Source organism: Sphingomonas morindae (assembly GCF_023822065.1).
Classification (GTDB): Bacteria; Pseudomonadota; Alphaproteobacteria; order Sphingomonadales; family Sphingomonadaceae; genus Solisphingomonas; species Solisphingomonas morindae.
Genome location: NZ_CP084930.1, coordinates 2,384,222 through 2,398,246, shown reverse-complemented (window position 1 = coordinate 2,398,246; position 14,025 = coordinate 2,384,222). Strand labels below are relative to the sequence as shown.

11 protein-coding genes are annotated in these 14,025 nt (G+C 70.2%); 8 read left to right on the top strand and 3 right to left on the bottom strand.

The genetic code is table 11. The features are described 5' to 3' along the window. The first annotated feature begins 116 nt into the window (after positions 1 to 116). The 4 genes from LHA26_RS11730 to flgH all read left to right on the top strand — a co-directional run bounded on the left by LHA26_RS11730 (position 117) and on the right by flgH (position 3,036). Positions 117 to 899 (top strand): flagellar hook-basal body complex protein, encoded by a 783-nt coding sequence (locus LHA26_RS11730; protein WP_252165791.1) that lies wholly within the window; start codon positions 117 to 119, stop codon positions 897 to 899. Between the two features lie 54 nt (positions 900 to 953). Then, positions 954 to 1,739, top strand: a complete 786-nt coding sequence (flgG, locus tag LHA26_RS11725) for a flagellar basal-body rod protein FlgG (protein ID WP_252165790.1) — start codon at positions 954 to 956, stop codon at positions 1,737 to 1,739. Next, positions 1,736 to 2,188: a flagellar basal body P-ring formation chaperone FlgA gene (gene flgA / locus LHA26_RS11720; protein WP_252165789.1), complete on the top strand. Its 453-nt coding sequence runs from the start codon at positions 1,736 to 1,738 to the stop codon at positions 2,186 to 2,188. Before flgG ends, flgA begins: the two co-directional genes overlap by 4 nt. A gap of 86 nt (positions 2,189 to 2,274) precedes the next feature. Further along, entirely contained in the window at positions 2,275 to 3,036 is a 762-nt protein-coding gene (gene flgH, locus LHA26_RS11715; RefSeq protein ID WP_252165788.1) for a flagellar basal body L-ring protein FlgH, read from the top strand. Positions 3,037 to 3,685: 649 nt separating this feature from the next. Here flgH and LHA26_RS11710 read toward each other — a convergent pair. After that, positions 3,686 to 4,309 (bottom strand): response regulator transcription factor, encoded by a 624-nt coding sequence (locus LHA26_RS11710; protein ID WP_252165787.1) that lies wholly within the window; start codon positions 4,307 to 4,309, stop codon positions 3,686 to 3,688. A gap of 401 nt (positions 4,310 to 4,710) precedes the next feature. On the opposite strand from LHA26_RS11710, the gene LHA26_RS11705 reads away from it, so the two are divergent. Continuing rightward, on the top strand, positions 4,711 to 4,965 hold the full coding sequence (locus tag LHA26_RS11705; protein ID WP_252165786.1) for a hypothetical protein: 255 nt from the start codon (positions 4,711 to 4,713) through the stop codon (positions 4,963 to 4,965). Positions 4,966 to 4,970: 5 nt separating this feature from the next. Next, complete coding sequence (locus tag LHA26_RS11700) at positions 4,971 to 6,278, top strand: L,D-transpeptidase scaffold domain-containing protein (RefSeq protein ID WP_252165785.1); 1,308 nt, start codon at positions 4,971 to 4,973, stop codon at positions 6,276 to 6,278. Positions 6,279 to 6,302: 24 nt separating this feature from the next. Here the strand turns inward: LHA26_RS11700 and LHA26_RS11695 are convergent, their stop codons facing one another. Both LHA26_RS11695 and LHA26_RS11690 read right to left on the bottom strand, forming a co-directional pair. After that, positions 6,303 to 9,362 carry a TonB-dependent receptor plug domain-containing protein gene (locus LHA26_RS11695; protein WP_252165784.1) on the bottom strand — a complete coding sequence of 1,020 codons (3,060 nt, stop codon included), beginning with the start codon at positions 9,360 to 9,362 and terminating at the stop codon, positions 6,303 to 6,305. 35 nt (positions 9,363 to 9,397) lie between these two features. Beyond that, a complete protein-coding gene (locus LHA26_RS11690) occupies positions 9,398 to 12,427 on the bottom strand; it encodes a glycosyl hydrolase family 28-related protein (protein ID WP_252165783.1) in 3,030 nt (1,009 codons plus the stop codon). A gap of 170 nt (positions 12,428 to 12,597) precedes the next feature. On the opposite strand from LHA26_RS11690, the gene LHA26_RS11685 reads away from it, so the two are divergent. Together LHA26_RS11685 and LHA26_RS11680 are read left to right on the top strand one after the other, a co-directional pair. Beyond that, complete coding sequence (locus tag LHA26_RS11685) at positions 12,598 to 13,143, top strand: gluconokinase (RefSeq protein ID WP_437441209.1); 546 nt, start codon at positions 12,598 to 12,600, stop codon at positions 13,141 to 13,143. Beyond that, positions 13,143 to 14,021 (top strand): alpha/beta hydrolase, encoded by an 879-nt coding sequence (locus LHA26_RS11680; RefSeq protein ID WP_252165782.1) that lies wholly within the window; start codon positions 13,143 to 13,145, stop codon positions 14,019 to 14,021. The genes LHA26_RS11685 and LHA26_RS11680 overlap by 1 nt, the downstream gene beginning before the upstream one ends. The last annotated feature ends 4 nt before the right edge of the window (positions 14,022 to 14,025 follow it).

Genomic DNA, 14,025 nt, shown 5'->3' with positions numbered 1-14,025 from the left:
GCCGAAATGCCGCCGATCCGCCGCGAACGGCCATCACGCCTCTATTATAGAGAGGGCGTCGGCCAGCCGGTCGGCCGATGCCGATTTCGCGATCATGCCGGCACGCGGGAGCGGCGATGTCCTCCGATGTCTCGACCTATGTGCTGTTGAGCCATGCCCAGGCGCTGCGCCGCCAGATGGACATCGCCGCCAGCAACATGGCCAATGTCAACACGCCCGGCTACAAGCGCGGCCAGGCGCTGTTCCACAGCTTTGTCGAGCGCACGCGCGAGGCGCCGATCCCCGATGCGCGCAGCACCAGCTTCGTGCTCGATTTCGGCGCGGTGCACGATGCGCGGGCGGGCGCCTTCCAGGCCACCGGCAATCCGCTGGACGTGATGATCGAGGGGCCCGGCTATCTGGCCGTGCGCGACGCCGCCGGCGCCACCGCCTATACGCGCGACGGCATGCTGCATGTGCGGCCCGATGGCCTGCTCGCGGCGGCGGGCGGCCAGCCGGTGCTGGACGAGGGCGGCCGGCCCATCACCATCCCGCCCGAACGCCGGGCGGGGCTGGCGATCGCCGCCGACGGCACCATCACCGCCGCGAGCGGCGCCGGATCGGACACGGGCAGCCCCGTCGCCGGCGCGCCGATCGCGCGGCTAGGGGTGACCGTGTTCGACGAGCTGCGCGTGTCCGAACGCGGCGATGGCCTGCTGTCGGGCGCCGGCGGTAGGCTGCTCGCGCCCGCCGAGACCCATCTCCGAACCGGCGGCGCCGAGGCCTCCAACGTCCAGCCGATCCTCGAATCCACCCACATGATCGAGATCCTGCGCGCCTACCAGACGAGCATGGAAATGTCCGCCAATCTCGATGCCTTGCGCAAACAAGCGATCGGGCGGCTCGGGAAGGCCGAATAGCCTCCTATAAAAGAGACGCATCGCGCACACGCCCGCAGCAAAAGGCCAGGATCCATGCGTTCCCTCTCGATCGCCGCGACCGGAATGCTCGCGCAGCAGACCAACGTGGACGTCATCGCCAACAACATCGCCAATATGAACACCACCGCATTCCGCCGGCAGCGGGCGGAATTCCAGGATCTTCTGTACCAGACCCAGGCCCGGCCCGGCGCCACCAGCAGCGCCGACGGCACGCGCGTGCCAGCCGGGATCCAGATCGGCAGCGGCGTCCGCACGGCGGATATCTACCGGATCGAGGAGCAGGGCCCCCTCACCGCCACCGGCAACCGCTACGATCTCGCGATCGACGGGCCCGGCTATTTCCGCATCGCCATGCCCAATGGCGAGACCGCCTATACCCGCGCCGGCTCCTTCCGCCTGTCCGATCAGGGCGAGCTGGTGACGACGGACGGCTATCGCGTCCAGCCCGACATCACCATCCCGCGCGACGTGCTGGACGTGCAGATCTCCAAGACGGGGCTGGTCCAGGTCAAGCTCGCCGGCCAGACCCAGATGCAGGATGTCGGCCAGCTGGACCTCGCTCTGTTCGTCAACGAGGCCGGGCTCCAGGCGCTGGGCGGCAATCTCTATCTCGAGACCGAAGCGTCGGGCCAGCCCAATGTCGCCAATCCCGGCCAGCCCGGCTTCGGCAAGCTCAACCAGCATTTCCTGGAAACCTCCAACGTCAATCCCGTCGCGGAGATCACCGCGCTGATCAGCGCGCAGCGCGCCTATGAGATGAACAGCCGAACCGTGAAGGCGGCGGACGAGATGCTCGCCACCACCAGCCAGCTGCGGTGAGCGCGGTGGCGCCGCTGCTCGCGCTGTTGCTCGCCGGCGCCCCGGCCGGCCATGTGCTCGCCGGCGCCTCGGCCGGCCATGTGCTCGCCCATGCGGTGGACGCCGGCACGCCGCTGGTGCCGGGCGATCTGCGCCCGGCCGAGGGCGATGAGATCGCCCGCGCGCGCGGCGGCCTCGCCCCCGCCGCGCTCGCCGGCCATGAGGCGAGCTATCGCCTCGCCGAGGGCATGCCGGTGCGCGCCGGCGACATCCGTCCGGTGCAGCAGGTGCGCCGGGGCGACACCGTCGCCATCGCCTATCGCGCCGGTCCGCTCTCCATCACCGCCCAGGGCCGCGCGCTGAACGGCGGCGCGCTGGGCGATCCGGTGCGCGTCCTCAGCGCGGCGACGCGGCAGACGCTGGATACCGTGGTGGACGGGCCCGGCCGCGTCCGCGTCGGCACCCGCTGAGGAGAGTGGCGATGCGGGATCGCGCGTCCGAGACCAGCCACGCCGCGCCATGCACCAGGGGGTGCGCGGAGGATCGACGCCGGGGCATGCCGGGGTTCGCCCTGCCCCTCCTGCTGGCGCTGCTCGGTCTCGGCCTTTCCGGCTGCGGCGTGGTCGGCCGCGTCAAGGCGATCGGCCGCGCCCCCGCCGTCAGCCCATCGGTCACGCCGCAGACGCCGGCGGTGGAACCCTCGCTCGGCGCGCAGCCGCTGGGCGAGCGCTATACCGGCGGCAATCCCGCCGCGCCGGGCGGCGCCTCGCTGTTCCGCACCGGCGCGGGGGCCTTTTTCCACGATCAGCGGGCCTCGGCGCGCGGCGACATCCTCACCGTCCGCATCCAGATCGCCGACAGCGCCACGCTCGGCAACAGCTCCTCGCGCGGCCGCACGGGCGCCGAGAATGCCGGGCTGAGCGGCTTTTTCGGGCTTCAGACCAAGCTGCAGCAGATCCTGCCCGGCAGCCCCGATCCGGCCGCGCTGGTCGCCGGCAAGACCAGCTCCACCTCCACCGGCACGGGCAACACCTCGCGCACCGAGGAAATCAAGACGAGCGTGGCGGCGATCGTCAAGGCGGTGCTGCCCAATGGCAATCTGGTGATCGAGGGGCGGCAGGAGATCCGCGTCAATTTCGAGCTGCGCGAGCTGCTGATCACCGGCATCGTCCGCCCGCAGGACATTGCCCGCGACAACAGCATCCGCAGCGACCAGATCGCCGAGGCGCGGATCAGCTATGGCGGCCGTGGCCAGCTGACGGACATGCAGCAACCGCGCTGGGGCCAGCAGCTCTACGAAGCCGTCTCGCCCTTCTGATCGCGGCGCGGCGTGCGCATGGCGCTTCGGGCGCGCACGGACCATCGCGGGGGACGCAGGTTAGCCGCCCGTCTCAGGATGCGGCCTTGGGATTTCCGCACCCGCGCCTGATCCCCCGCGCCGCGACCGGGCCGCCGGGGCGCGGGCCGCCTCGATCAGCCCTGCGCGCGCGTCGGGAGGCGCGGGAAAGTGCCGCCCGCGCGCCCGATGTGCCGGCCTCTGCATCGATCGGGTGACGCGCCGCCAGCGGGGCCGGGCGATCGCGCGCCCGCACGCGACGCATGCCAGCCGCATGCGCCGACTCGTCCATCTGAAGGCCCCGGAGCCAGCGCCGGCGGTTCGCGCCTCGCCCTGACCGGGCCGGCGGGACGCGGCCGGTTTAAAGACGCGGCGCGGCGATGGGCGGCCCGTAAACGGCGAGCGACGGGGCGAGAGCGCGCTCCGCCTTTCCCACGAATGCGGCCGTCTCCGACCTCGCGGAGAAGCACGCCGGCGCCGAAGGACGACGGCGCGCGCAGCCCGTTGGTGCCGGTCTGCCACCGCCGCGTCGCGCGCCCACCTTGCGCCGCGCCACCGCAACCCGGCTACGGCGCGGCCGCCCCGCCTTCTCGCGCCCAAGCATCGCGCGGCGGCACCGGGCGGCGCGCGGCTAGTCGATCACGCCCGCTTCGAGCGCCAGCCGCGTCGCCGCGGCGAGGCTGGTCACGTCGAGCTTGCGCAGGATGCGGGCGCGGCCATGTTCGACGGTGCGGCTGGCCAGGCCAAGCTCGTGCGCAATCATCTTGGTGGATGTGCCGATGGCGAGACGCAGGAAGATGTCATGCTCGCGGGGCGTGAGCAGCGCCAGACGCGCCGCCGAGCGGCTCTGGCCGGCCACCGAGCGCACGTGCAGCCGCGCGGCGGCGAACGCGGCGGCAAGCAGTGCGGGATCGATCGGCCGTTCGAGATAGTCGAGCGCGCCGGCGCGCATCGCGGCGAGCGCAGAGCCCAGCGTCGGTCGACGCGAGAGCAGGATCAGCGGCAGCCGGCACGCGCGGCGCGCCAGCTCGCGCTGCGCGGCAAGCCCGGTTCCGGTCGCGAGCACCTGCTCCACGATCAGACAGGCCATGGTGTCGCGCATCGCCGCCTCGACAAAGGCGTCGATGCCGTGATGCAGCACGGGCATCCCGCCCAGCGGCGCCACCAGGGCCGCCACCTGATCGGCGTCGTGGCGATCATCATCCAGAATATGGACGCGCAGCGGCTCGACGAGGCACTCGGTTCCACGCTCCATCCGTCGCTCGCCGCCTTCCCCACCATGGCATCGCCGTTGGGCGCGTGGCGCCCGGGCCCCGGATCGATCCGGACCAGCCGCAATTGGTCCATAATGGACCGAAAAGCAACTTGGGATAAACCAGGGTGATCAAGCGGTCGGCGTCGCGCTTTCCGGGCTGGTCGGCCGGCGCGGCATGACGCGCGGGGACGATCGTGTCGGGAGCCGTGCCGCGCGTCCGACGCGAACGCGCGCGTCGCCTGTCGGGGAAAGGCTTCGGGGCGGCGCTTGTTCCACCAGCCGCGCGACAGCCACTGTTCGTCCGCCGCGCCCCGGGTCCGCCCCCGGGCCGTTCATGGTGCAGACAGGCCGCGCCGCCTCGAACCGATCGCGTTGGTTAACGAGAAGGATGGGAGGACAGGATGAGGGTTTCACGTCTCGCCATAGCCGCCGGCGTCGCCGCGCTGGCGGGCTGCGCGCATAGCGGCAAGGCGCCGGTGGCGGGCGCGCCGCCCGCCGCGCCGGGCGCGATCGCGGGCACGGTCGCGGCCGATCGCAACGGCGATGGCATCGCCGATGGCTGGTATTCGGCCGATGGCGTGTACCACGCCTTTGTCGCGCCCCCCTGCCCGCCGCCGCCGCCGCCGCTTCCCACCCGTCGCGGCGAGCGCGGCTGATCGCCATGCGGGGCGAGCGATGGCGCGCCGCGCTCGCCCTGGCCGGGGCGCTCGCCGCGCCGGCGGTGCTGGCGGCGCCGGTCGAACGCACCGGCGGCGCGGATCGCGCCGCGCTTCGGCCGGTCGCGGCCGCGCTCCAGGCGCGCGCGCACGGCGCGCTCGCCCGCTTCTATGCCGCGCGCGGCTATTGGCCGCTCTGGATCGAGGACCATGGCCGCGCCCCCGCCGGCGAGGCGCTGCTCGCGCTGGTGGCGCAGGCGGATCGCGACGGGCTGGATCCCGATCAGTACCGGCTCGGCAGAATGGCGGCACTGCTCGCATCGGCGCGCACGGGCGATGCCGCCGCGCGCGCCGAGGCCGAACTGGCCCTCTCCGCCCTGTTCGCACGCTATGTCCGCGATATGCGGCGCGCGCCCAAGGCGCGGATCACCTATCTGGACGCCGAACTCAAGCCCGGCCGCCCGGCGCCGGAGGCCATTCTGCGCCAGGCCGCGCTGGCGCCGGCGCTGCTGCCCTATATCGCGCGGATGGAGTGGATGGACCCGCTCTACACCCGGCTCCGCACCGCCGATCCCCGCGCGCTCGATGGCGCCGGCCGCCGCCGGCTCGCCGCCACGCTGGATCGGCTGCGCCTGCTCCCCGGCCCCTGGGTGCGCCACATCACCGTCGACGCCGCCTCGGCGCGGCTCTTCTATTACGACAAGGGGCGCCAGCAGGGCATGATGCGGGTGGTGGTCGGCACGCCCGAAACGCCCACGCCGATGCTCGCGGGCATGGTGCGCTACGCCATCCTCAATCCCTATTGGAACGTGCCGCCCGATCTGGTGCAGCGCCGGATCGCGCCCAAGATGGTGGCGGGCGCCTCGCTCGCCGCGCTGCGCTTCGAGGCGCTGTCGGACTGGAGCGCCAGCCCGGCGCGGCTCGATCCGCGCGGCATCGATTGGCGGGCGGTGGCGGCGGGGCGGGCCGAGGTGCGGCTGCGCCAGCTGCCAGGCGGCGCCAACGCCATGGGGCGGGTGAAATTCATCTTCCCCAACGATCAGGGCATCTATCTGCACGATACGCCGCAAAAGGCGCTGATGGCGAAGGCCGATCGCCATCTGAGCAATGGCTGCGTGCGGCTGGAGGATGCGCCGCGGCTCGCCCGCTGGCTGATGGGCACGGCCTTGCCGGCCAAGCCGGGCGCGGCCGAGCGGCCGGTGGCGCTCGCGCCGGCGGTGCCGGTCTATCTCACCTACGCCACCGCCACGCCCACGCCCCATGGCGTGGCGCTGCTCGCCGATCCCTATGGGCGCGATCCCGGCGCCGGCTAGGCGCCGCCGGGATCGCGGGGCAGATCAGAAATTATAGCGGATGCCGGCGCGGTACATGCGGCCGAGCACGTCGTAGAGCTGCGGGTTGACGTCGATGCCGGTATTGGTCTGCGGCGAGCCCGCAGGATCGTGATCGAACAGATTGTCGATCTTGAAATAGGCGGTGAGCTTCTTGGTCAGGTTGTACGAGCCGCCGATGTCGAAATAGAAGGCGCCCGGCATCTTGTTATAGTCGATCGTCGGCCGGCTCTCGGTCGAGGCGGGGCAGTTCGTCTGGCAGACGATATATTGGTTGCCGAAGGTGCCGTCGCTGAACCAGCGCTGCGTGAAGGTGATGCTGAACTTGTCCGTATCCCAGCTTTCCACGCCGAGCAGCTTCCACTTGGGCGTGGCGCCGCTGTTCGCGCCGGCGCTGTCGATCGGCACCGTGCCGGGGATGCCGGTGTCGGTGATGAAGTGGCGGACATTGGTGGCCAGCGCGCGGACGGTGAAATTGCCCGGCAGGCCCATCTTCTCGAGCGGGAACTGGTAGCTCGCCTCGATATCGAAGCCGTCGGTGTAGATCGACGCGAGGTTGAAGGACTGGACGTTGACGATATAGGGGCCGCTGCCGCTGAGATCGAAGGCGCTGCACGTCTGCGTGACGCCCTGCGAGCAGAGGTTGATCTCCTGCTGCGCGCCCAGCGCCGAGATGACGCCCTTCAGCTTGATGCGGTAATAATCGAAGGACAGGCTCAGCCCCGGCGCCCAGGCGGGGCGCGACAGCACGATGCCGGCCTCGGTGTTGCGCGCGATTTCGGGCTTCAGCGCGGTATTGCCGATCGAATTCTGGATGATGCTGATCGAGCGGTTGTTGAAGGGATCGTTGATGTTCGGCACCGTCACGGCGATCGGCGCGGCGAACAGCTCGCTCAGATTGGGCGCGCGCACGTCGCGCGAGGTGACGGCGCGCAGCTTCACGCCATCGATCGGGGTCTGCCAGCCGCCGCCGATCTTCCAGGTATAGACGGTGCCCGAGGTGCTGTAATGCGTCGCGCGGCCGGCGAGGTTGAGATTGGCCTTGCCCAGCGAATGCGAGTCGAGCAGCGGCAGGTTCAGCTCCAGAAAGCCTTCATAGACTTTGTAGGAGCCGTGACCGTCGTGATAATTGCCGGCATACCAGTTGTTGCCCGCGCTGTTGACCAGGGGATCGGCCGGATAGGCGGCGGTGTACGGATTGCTCGCGGTGACGCCATTGCCATAGGGATCGGCGTTGACGCGGTAATATTCGCGGCGGAACTCGGCGCCGATCGCCACCGAAAGCGGCCCCGCCCAGAGCGAGACGGGCGCGCCGTTGAAGCTGAGGCTGGCGGCATCCTGGGTCTGGCGCGTGTGCTGATACGGCCCGTTGATCGGCGTGACATAGGCGAGCGTCGCGGCGCTCGGCGTATCGCCGCCGATGATGTTGAGCGGCTGGCAGCCGCTCGCCACCGCCGCCGGATTGGCGCAGATGATCTGCCCGTTCGGCCCCAGCACCGCCTGGATGGCGGCGTTGTAGTGCGGGGTCAGCGTGATGTCGCGGACATGGATGTTGGTGATGTTCTCGCCATGCTCGTAATAGGCGTCGTAGCGCCAGTCGCTGCCGAACAGGTTGAACTTGCCGTCCGCGCCGCCGACGAAGCGATATTGGGTGCGGGTGGGTTGGACGCTGGTGAAATTGGGCAGCACGGCATTGCTCACGCCATAGGCGAAGCTGGTGATGCCATTGGCCGCGCACGCCGCCTGGATTTCCGCCGGCACGAACGGGTTGGAGCATTGAATCGTGAGATTGCCCTGCTTGGCGGCACCCGGATTGGGAGTGTTGCTGCTGCGCACGCGGGCGATGTTCACGGTGGCGTAGATCTCGTTGTCGGGATCGAGATCGAAGCCGACCCGGCCATAGCCGTCCCAGCGCGTCAGCTCGGACTGGAGGCTGGTGCCGTTGCCGACATTGCCCGACAGATCGCCGCCCACGCAGAAGCCGTTATAGCAGTTGGAGACATTGCCCTTGGCGTCCTTCAGCGGCACGCCGTTGGAGCCATAGTTGAAGTTGAACGGCCGGCCATTCTTGTCGAAGGCGATGCCCTGGAGCGGGCCGGCGGCGATCAGGCCATATTTGGTGTATTGGTTGGCCTGGACATGCTCGCGATACAGATATTGCGGGCTTCCATCGTTCAGCACGCCCCGGTTGACGAGCGTTTCCGTGTCGTACCAGCTGCGCCCGTTCGGCCCCGGCCCTTCGCCGAACCCATAGGCGGGCACGCCGTCCTCATGGCTGTATTCGCCGCTGACCACCACGTGCAGGCGATCGTTGAGGAAGGATTTTCCCGCCGCCGCCTGGAAGGTGTAATTGCCATCGTCGCCATATTTGGTGACGCCGCCCAGCGCATTGGCCTTGAAGCCCTCGAAGCGCTTGTTGGTGACGAAATTGACCACGCCGCCGACCGCGTCCGAGCCGTAGGAGGCGGAGGCGCCGCCCGTCACCACGTCCACGCGCTGGATCAGCAGCTGGGGGAAGAGGCTGACATCGGGCACGCCCGTCACGTTCGCGCCGACCACGCGCTGGCCGTCGAGCAGCGTCAGCGTGCGGATCGTGCCGAGGCCGCGCAGGCTGAACGAGCTTAGCCCCTGCGTGCCGCTCGAGGTGGAGTTGGTGCCGACCGTGGCGCCGCTGCTGCCCTGGAGCGAGGGCAGCTGGGCGATGGTGGTGAAGACGTTGGGCTGCGCATTCTTGGCGATGGCGGCGGCGCTCAGCACCTGGGTGGGGGTGGGCGCGCTGAAGCCGCTGGTGGTGATGCGCGTGCCCGTCACGACGATGTCGGCGGGCGTCTGCGCCGGCGCCTCGGCGGCCTGGCTCTGCGGCGTCGGCAGCGTCGCGGCGGGATCGGGCAAGGCGGCGGGCGTGCTCTGCTGCGCGCCGCCCTGGGGCGCGGCGCTGGCGGCCGAGGCCGGCGGCCCCTGCACCGGCGCCTGGCCGAAGGCCGGCATGGCGAGCGCGAGGGTTGCGAGCGCCGCGCCGGCGCAATAGCGGCTGCGGCGGGCCAGTCGGGTGGTAATCGGATCCATCAGTCTCTCCCCGGTTTTTTCATCTTGTCGAAGGTTCAGCGGCGCGTCGCGAACAGCGCGTGATGCGCGAGAATGAAGAGCGTGTGCTTGTCGGCGCCGCCGAAGATCAGCTGCAAGGGCCGCTCGGGCACGTCGATCCGCCCGATTTCGGCGCCGTCGGGCGCGTAGACGAAGATCTGGCCGTTCGCGACATAGACCTTGCCATCCGGTCCCACCGCCACGCTCTCGCCGCCGCGATTGGCGAAGACCTTGAGGTCCGTCAGGCTGCCGCCCGCGCCGAGACGCGCCGAATAGGTGCGATCCTCGGATTCATTGCTGACGAACACGCGGTCGCCCGGGCGGGCGGCGGTGAAGCCATAGGATTGCAGCGTATCCGAGAAGCGCCAGCCGACATGATCGGCCGGCCCCTGCTGGAAGACGCGGAAGGCGGGCAGCACCAGGCTGCCATCGGGCGATACATATTCGCGCGCCTTGGGCGCCGCGACATCGCGCGCGAACATCTCGGCCAGCGTTGTGAAATGATCCGTGGCGGGATCATATTGATCGCGAAACTCGCCATTGTTCCACCAATTGACCGGCAGCAGCGTGCGTGCGCCGGCATGGGGGCGGGCCGGGGTCGCCGCGATCGGCGTGATCGTGCCGTCGGTGGTGCCGGGCTTGAGGCTGTAGACGCTGCCTTCCGCGCCGAGCGAGGAGAGGATCAGGAGATTGCCCTGGCCGTCCACCGCGAGATTGACGGGATCGATCGGATGATCGGCCACCACCTCCAGCCGCCCCGCCTCGCTCCAGCGATAGATGCGCTGGAAGCGATGGTCGACGAAATAGAGCCGGCCCTCCTTGTCCACCGCCGCGCCCGAGATGGACCAGAAGCCATCCTCCAGCCGCTCCACCCCGGCGCCGGCCGGATCGGCGGCGGCGCCGGCGAGCGGCGGCGGCGGGCTCGCGGCCACGTCCAGCCGCGCGAATTCGCGCTCGCGCACCTCCTGCTTGTGCGTGACGTCGAGAATGGCGTTCTCGAACGGGAATTTGCTGGCGCGCAGATAGGTGCCGCAGCCATTGGCGTCGCAGGTGGCATAGCCGCTCTCGGCGTTCACATGCACGTTGCGGAAGCGGATGTCCGAGACATTGTAGAGCTTGGCCGCGGTGAGCGCGGGCTTGTAGTTCCGCGTGACGCGATAGGCGTGATAGTTGGCGAACAGGATATTGCGCGAATTGCGCACCTCGAGCGACACGGCATCGCCGCCCTCGCCCACCTCCTGCTCGGTCTGCGGCGCGAGGAACTCCCAATTCTCCACCCCGTCCAGCACGATCTCGTTGCGGACATGATGCTCGTTCGAGAATTCGTAGACATGCCCCGGCGTCTTGGTGTTGGAGACATAGAGGCCGTTCTGCGCCTGGGTGTTGGGCGCCCAGATATCGACGAAGGTGCCGCCGCCGCCATCCGTCACCCACAGGCCCGGATATTGCGCGTCCATATAGGTGTTGGCGACGAAATCGCCGCCCGGCCGCGCATAGAGGCCCAGCGGCTTGCCATCGGCGATGAAGGTGCCGCCGCCGCCCTGGATCTTGACGTCGTCGATCTGCGACGCGGCGCCCGCCTTCCACAGCAGCGGCGTGACGCGCGGATTGATGCGGCCGCCGAACAGGCCCAGGCCGGACACCATGGTGGAGCCGCCCTTGGCCGTCTCCAGCATCGGCTTGGGGCCGCCGAAGCCCGCATAGGCCGGGCTGCGATCGGGCAGCTGGATCTGGGTGAGGCTGGGGTGCAGGCCGATCAGCACGCTGTCCGGCCGCAGCCGCAGCGTATCGCTGATCATGTAGAAGCCGACCGGGAAATAGAGGATACGATGCGCGTCGATCGCGCGCTGCAGCGCCGCGGTGTCGTCGCTATGCCCATCGCCCTTGACGCCCAGCGTGCGGACATCGACCCATTGCGACACCGGCGGCAGCGGCTTGATCGCGGGCGCCGCGGGCGCGGGCATGCGCGCGATCGGGGTTGGGCTGAACCGCGTCTCGAACCGCCCCATCGCGCCCGTGCCGGGCAGCGTCAGGCCATAGCTGAAGTCCGCCACGCGATAGGCCTGGCCCGGCGCGTCGAGCGTCTTGCCGCTCTCGCGAAACCGCGCGAAGACGGGCGTCGCCTCGGCCATGGCATTGTCGAAGCCGATCTGCGTGAAGGCGTTGTTCTCGTTGCTGATGATGATGCCGGCCTTGGCGATGCGCGCGAAGCGCACATCCTTGCCCCACAGGGAGTCGCTATAGCCCTGATCGATCTCGATCCCGACCGGGGCATCCGCCATGCGGACATTGACGAGGGTGAGATCCACCTCATGCTCGCGGATCGCGGCGTCGCGCTGTCCGTCGAAGCTCGAATCGAGCAGCGTGAACTGCCAGGCGGGCGAGGTCTTTTCCGAGACGATGCCGTAGCGGCCGCCATGGAAATGCAGATCCTGGGCGACATTGCCCGCCTGGTAGATGCCCGCGAAGGCGGAGCCGAGGCGGAAGTCCATGTGGGACAGATAGGCATGCTGCGCGACGCGGAAGCGCACCCCGGCGGCGGCGGGATTGCCCTCGCCGATCTCGATGTCGATATTGCTCATCGCCGAGTAGAAGGTGGCGGAATTGGCGTCGCGCACCGTGTCGCTCGCCGGCACCAGCGTCGGCACCGGCACCGGCACCTTGCCGACCTCATATTGATCGCCGCCGGTGAAGACGACCATCGTCTTGACCCCGGTATCGAAGCCGGGGGTGCGCGGCGCCAGCACCAGCACCGGGCGCGTCCGCCCCGTGCCGAACAGGCGAACGCCCTGCGGGATCAGGATCGAGCGGGTGATGCGGTAGCGGCCCGAAGGCAGGAAGACGATGCCCTCGCCCGTCGGTCCGCGCGCGGCGGCGATGGCGGACTGAATCGCCTCGCTATCGTCGGCGCGGCCGTCGCCGGCGCCCCGCACCGTCACCGCGCGGGCATCCACGGGCATGGTCGCCAGGCTCGAACGCGCCTCGGGCGCCGCCCAGGCCGCGCTCGCGCCCAGGGCCAAGGTCGTGGCGAGCAAGGCGCTCCGCATCTCTCCTCCTCTGTTCCGCGTCGGCGCCTGACGGCCTGCGTCTTCGTTCAGCGGCGATTAGACCTGCGGCCAGGAGGCGGCAGCCGGGACCATGGTCCTAATGGCCGCCGGAGCGGGCCGATCGATACTAGCCAGGCGCCCGATCAGGCTCGGGACGCGAAGGAGGAGCCGTGCCACCCCATATCGATCGCGAGCAGCTCGCGCCCCGCGCGATCGTCCTGATGGGCGTGAGCGGAAGCGGCAAATCCACGCTCGGCGCCGCGCTCGCGGCGCGGCTCGCCTGCCCCTTTCTGGAAGGCGATTCCTTCCACGCGCCCGAAGCCGTCGCCAAGATGCGCGGCGGCGAGCCGCTGACCGACGAGGATCGCTGGCCCTGGCTCGATCGGCTCGGCGCGGCGCTCGATCAGGCGGTGCGCGCCGAGGGGCTGGCGATCGCCGCCTGTTCGGCGCTCAAGCGCGCCTATCGCACGCGGCTGGAGGCGGCGATCGCCGCGCCGGTCGCCTTTCTGCTGCTCGACGTGGCGCGCGACGAACTCGCCGCGCGGCTGGAGCGGCGCACCGATCATTATATGCCCAAAAGCCTGCTCGACAGCCAGTTGGCGACGCTTGAGCGCCCCGACGCGGACGAGCCGGCGCTGGTGCTGGACAGCACGCGGCCGCCCGAGGCGCTCGCCGCCCGCGCGGTCGAATGGCTGGCCGGCGCGGCGGTGCGCTGATGCGGCGGCGCCTCGCCTGGCTCGCGGCGCTCGCCTGTATCGGCGCGGCGCCGGCGCCGCCGGCCGAGCCGGTGCTGCCGCTCTGGCCAGGACCGCCGCCGGGCGATTCCGCCGCGGCGACGCCCGAGCGCATCGTGGACAGCTATGTCCACAATGTGCACCGCCCCTCGCTGACGCTGTTCCGCGCCGATCCGCGCCACGCCAACGGCGTGGGCATCATCGTCGTGCCCGGGGGCGGCCATCGCATGCTGGTGTGGATGAACGAGGGCGTGTGGCCCGCGCGCACGCTCAACCGCGCGGGCATCACCGTCTTCGTGCTCAAATACCGGCTCGCGCGCGAACCGGGCTCGCCCTACAGCATCGAGGGCGATGCCGCCGCCGATGCGCGGCGGGCGGTGCGCTTCGTCCGCGCCCATGCGGCCGATTATGGCGTGGATCCGGCGCGCATCGGGCTGATGGGCTTTTCGGCGGGCGGCGAGCTGGTTTCGCTCGCCGCCGACAATCCGGCGCCCTCGCTTCCCGCCGGCGCGGATGCGATCGATCGCGTCAGCGCGCGGCCCGATTTCCAGGTGCTGATCTATCCCGGCCCGCTCGGCATACCGGCCAGGGCGGCCGCCGGCGCGCCGCCCGCCTTTCTCGCCGCAGGCTCGCTCGATCAATGCTGCGCGACGCCGACCATCACGCTCTACCAGCAGCTGCGCGCCGCCGGCGTCTCGGCCGAGCTGCATCTGTTCGCCGATACCGACCATGGCTTCAACGTCGCCATGCATTCGGAGCGGATCTCGATCCAGCATTGGCCGGACCGGCTGATCGACTGGCTGAGCGATGGCGGCTGGCTGACCGCCGGCGCCCACGAACGGCGGCCGCCGGCGGGCTGAGCCC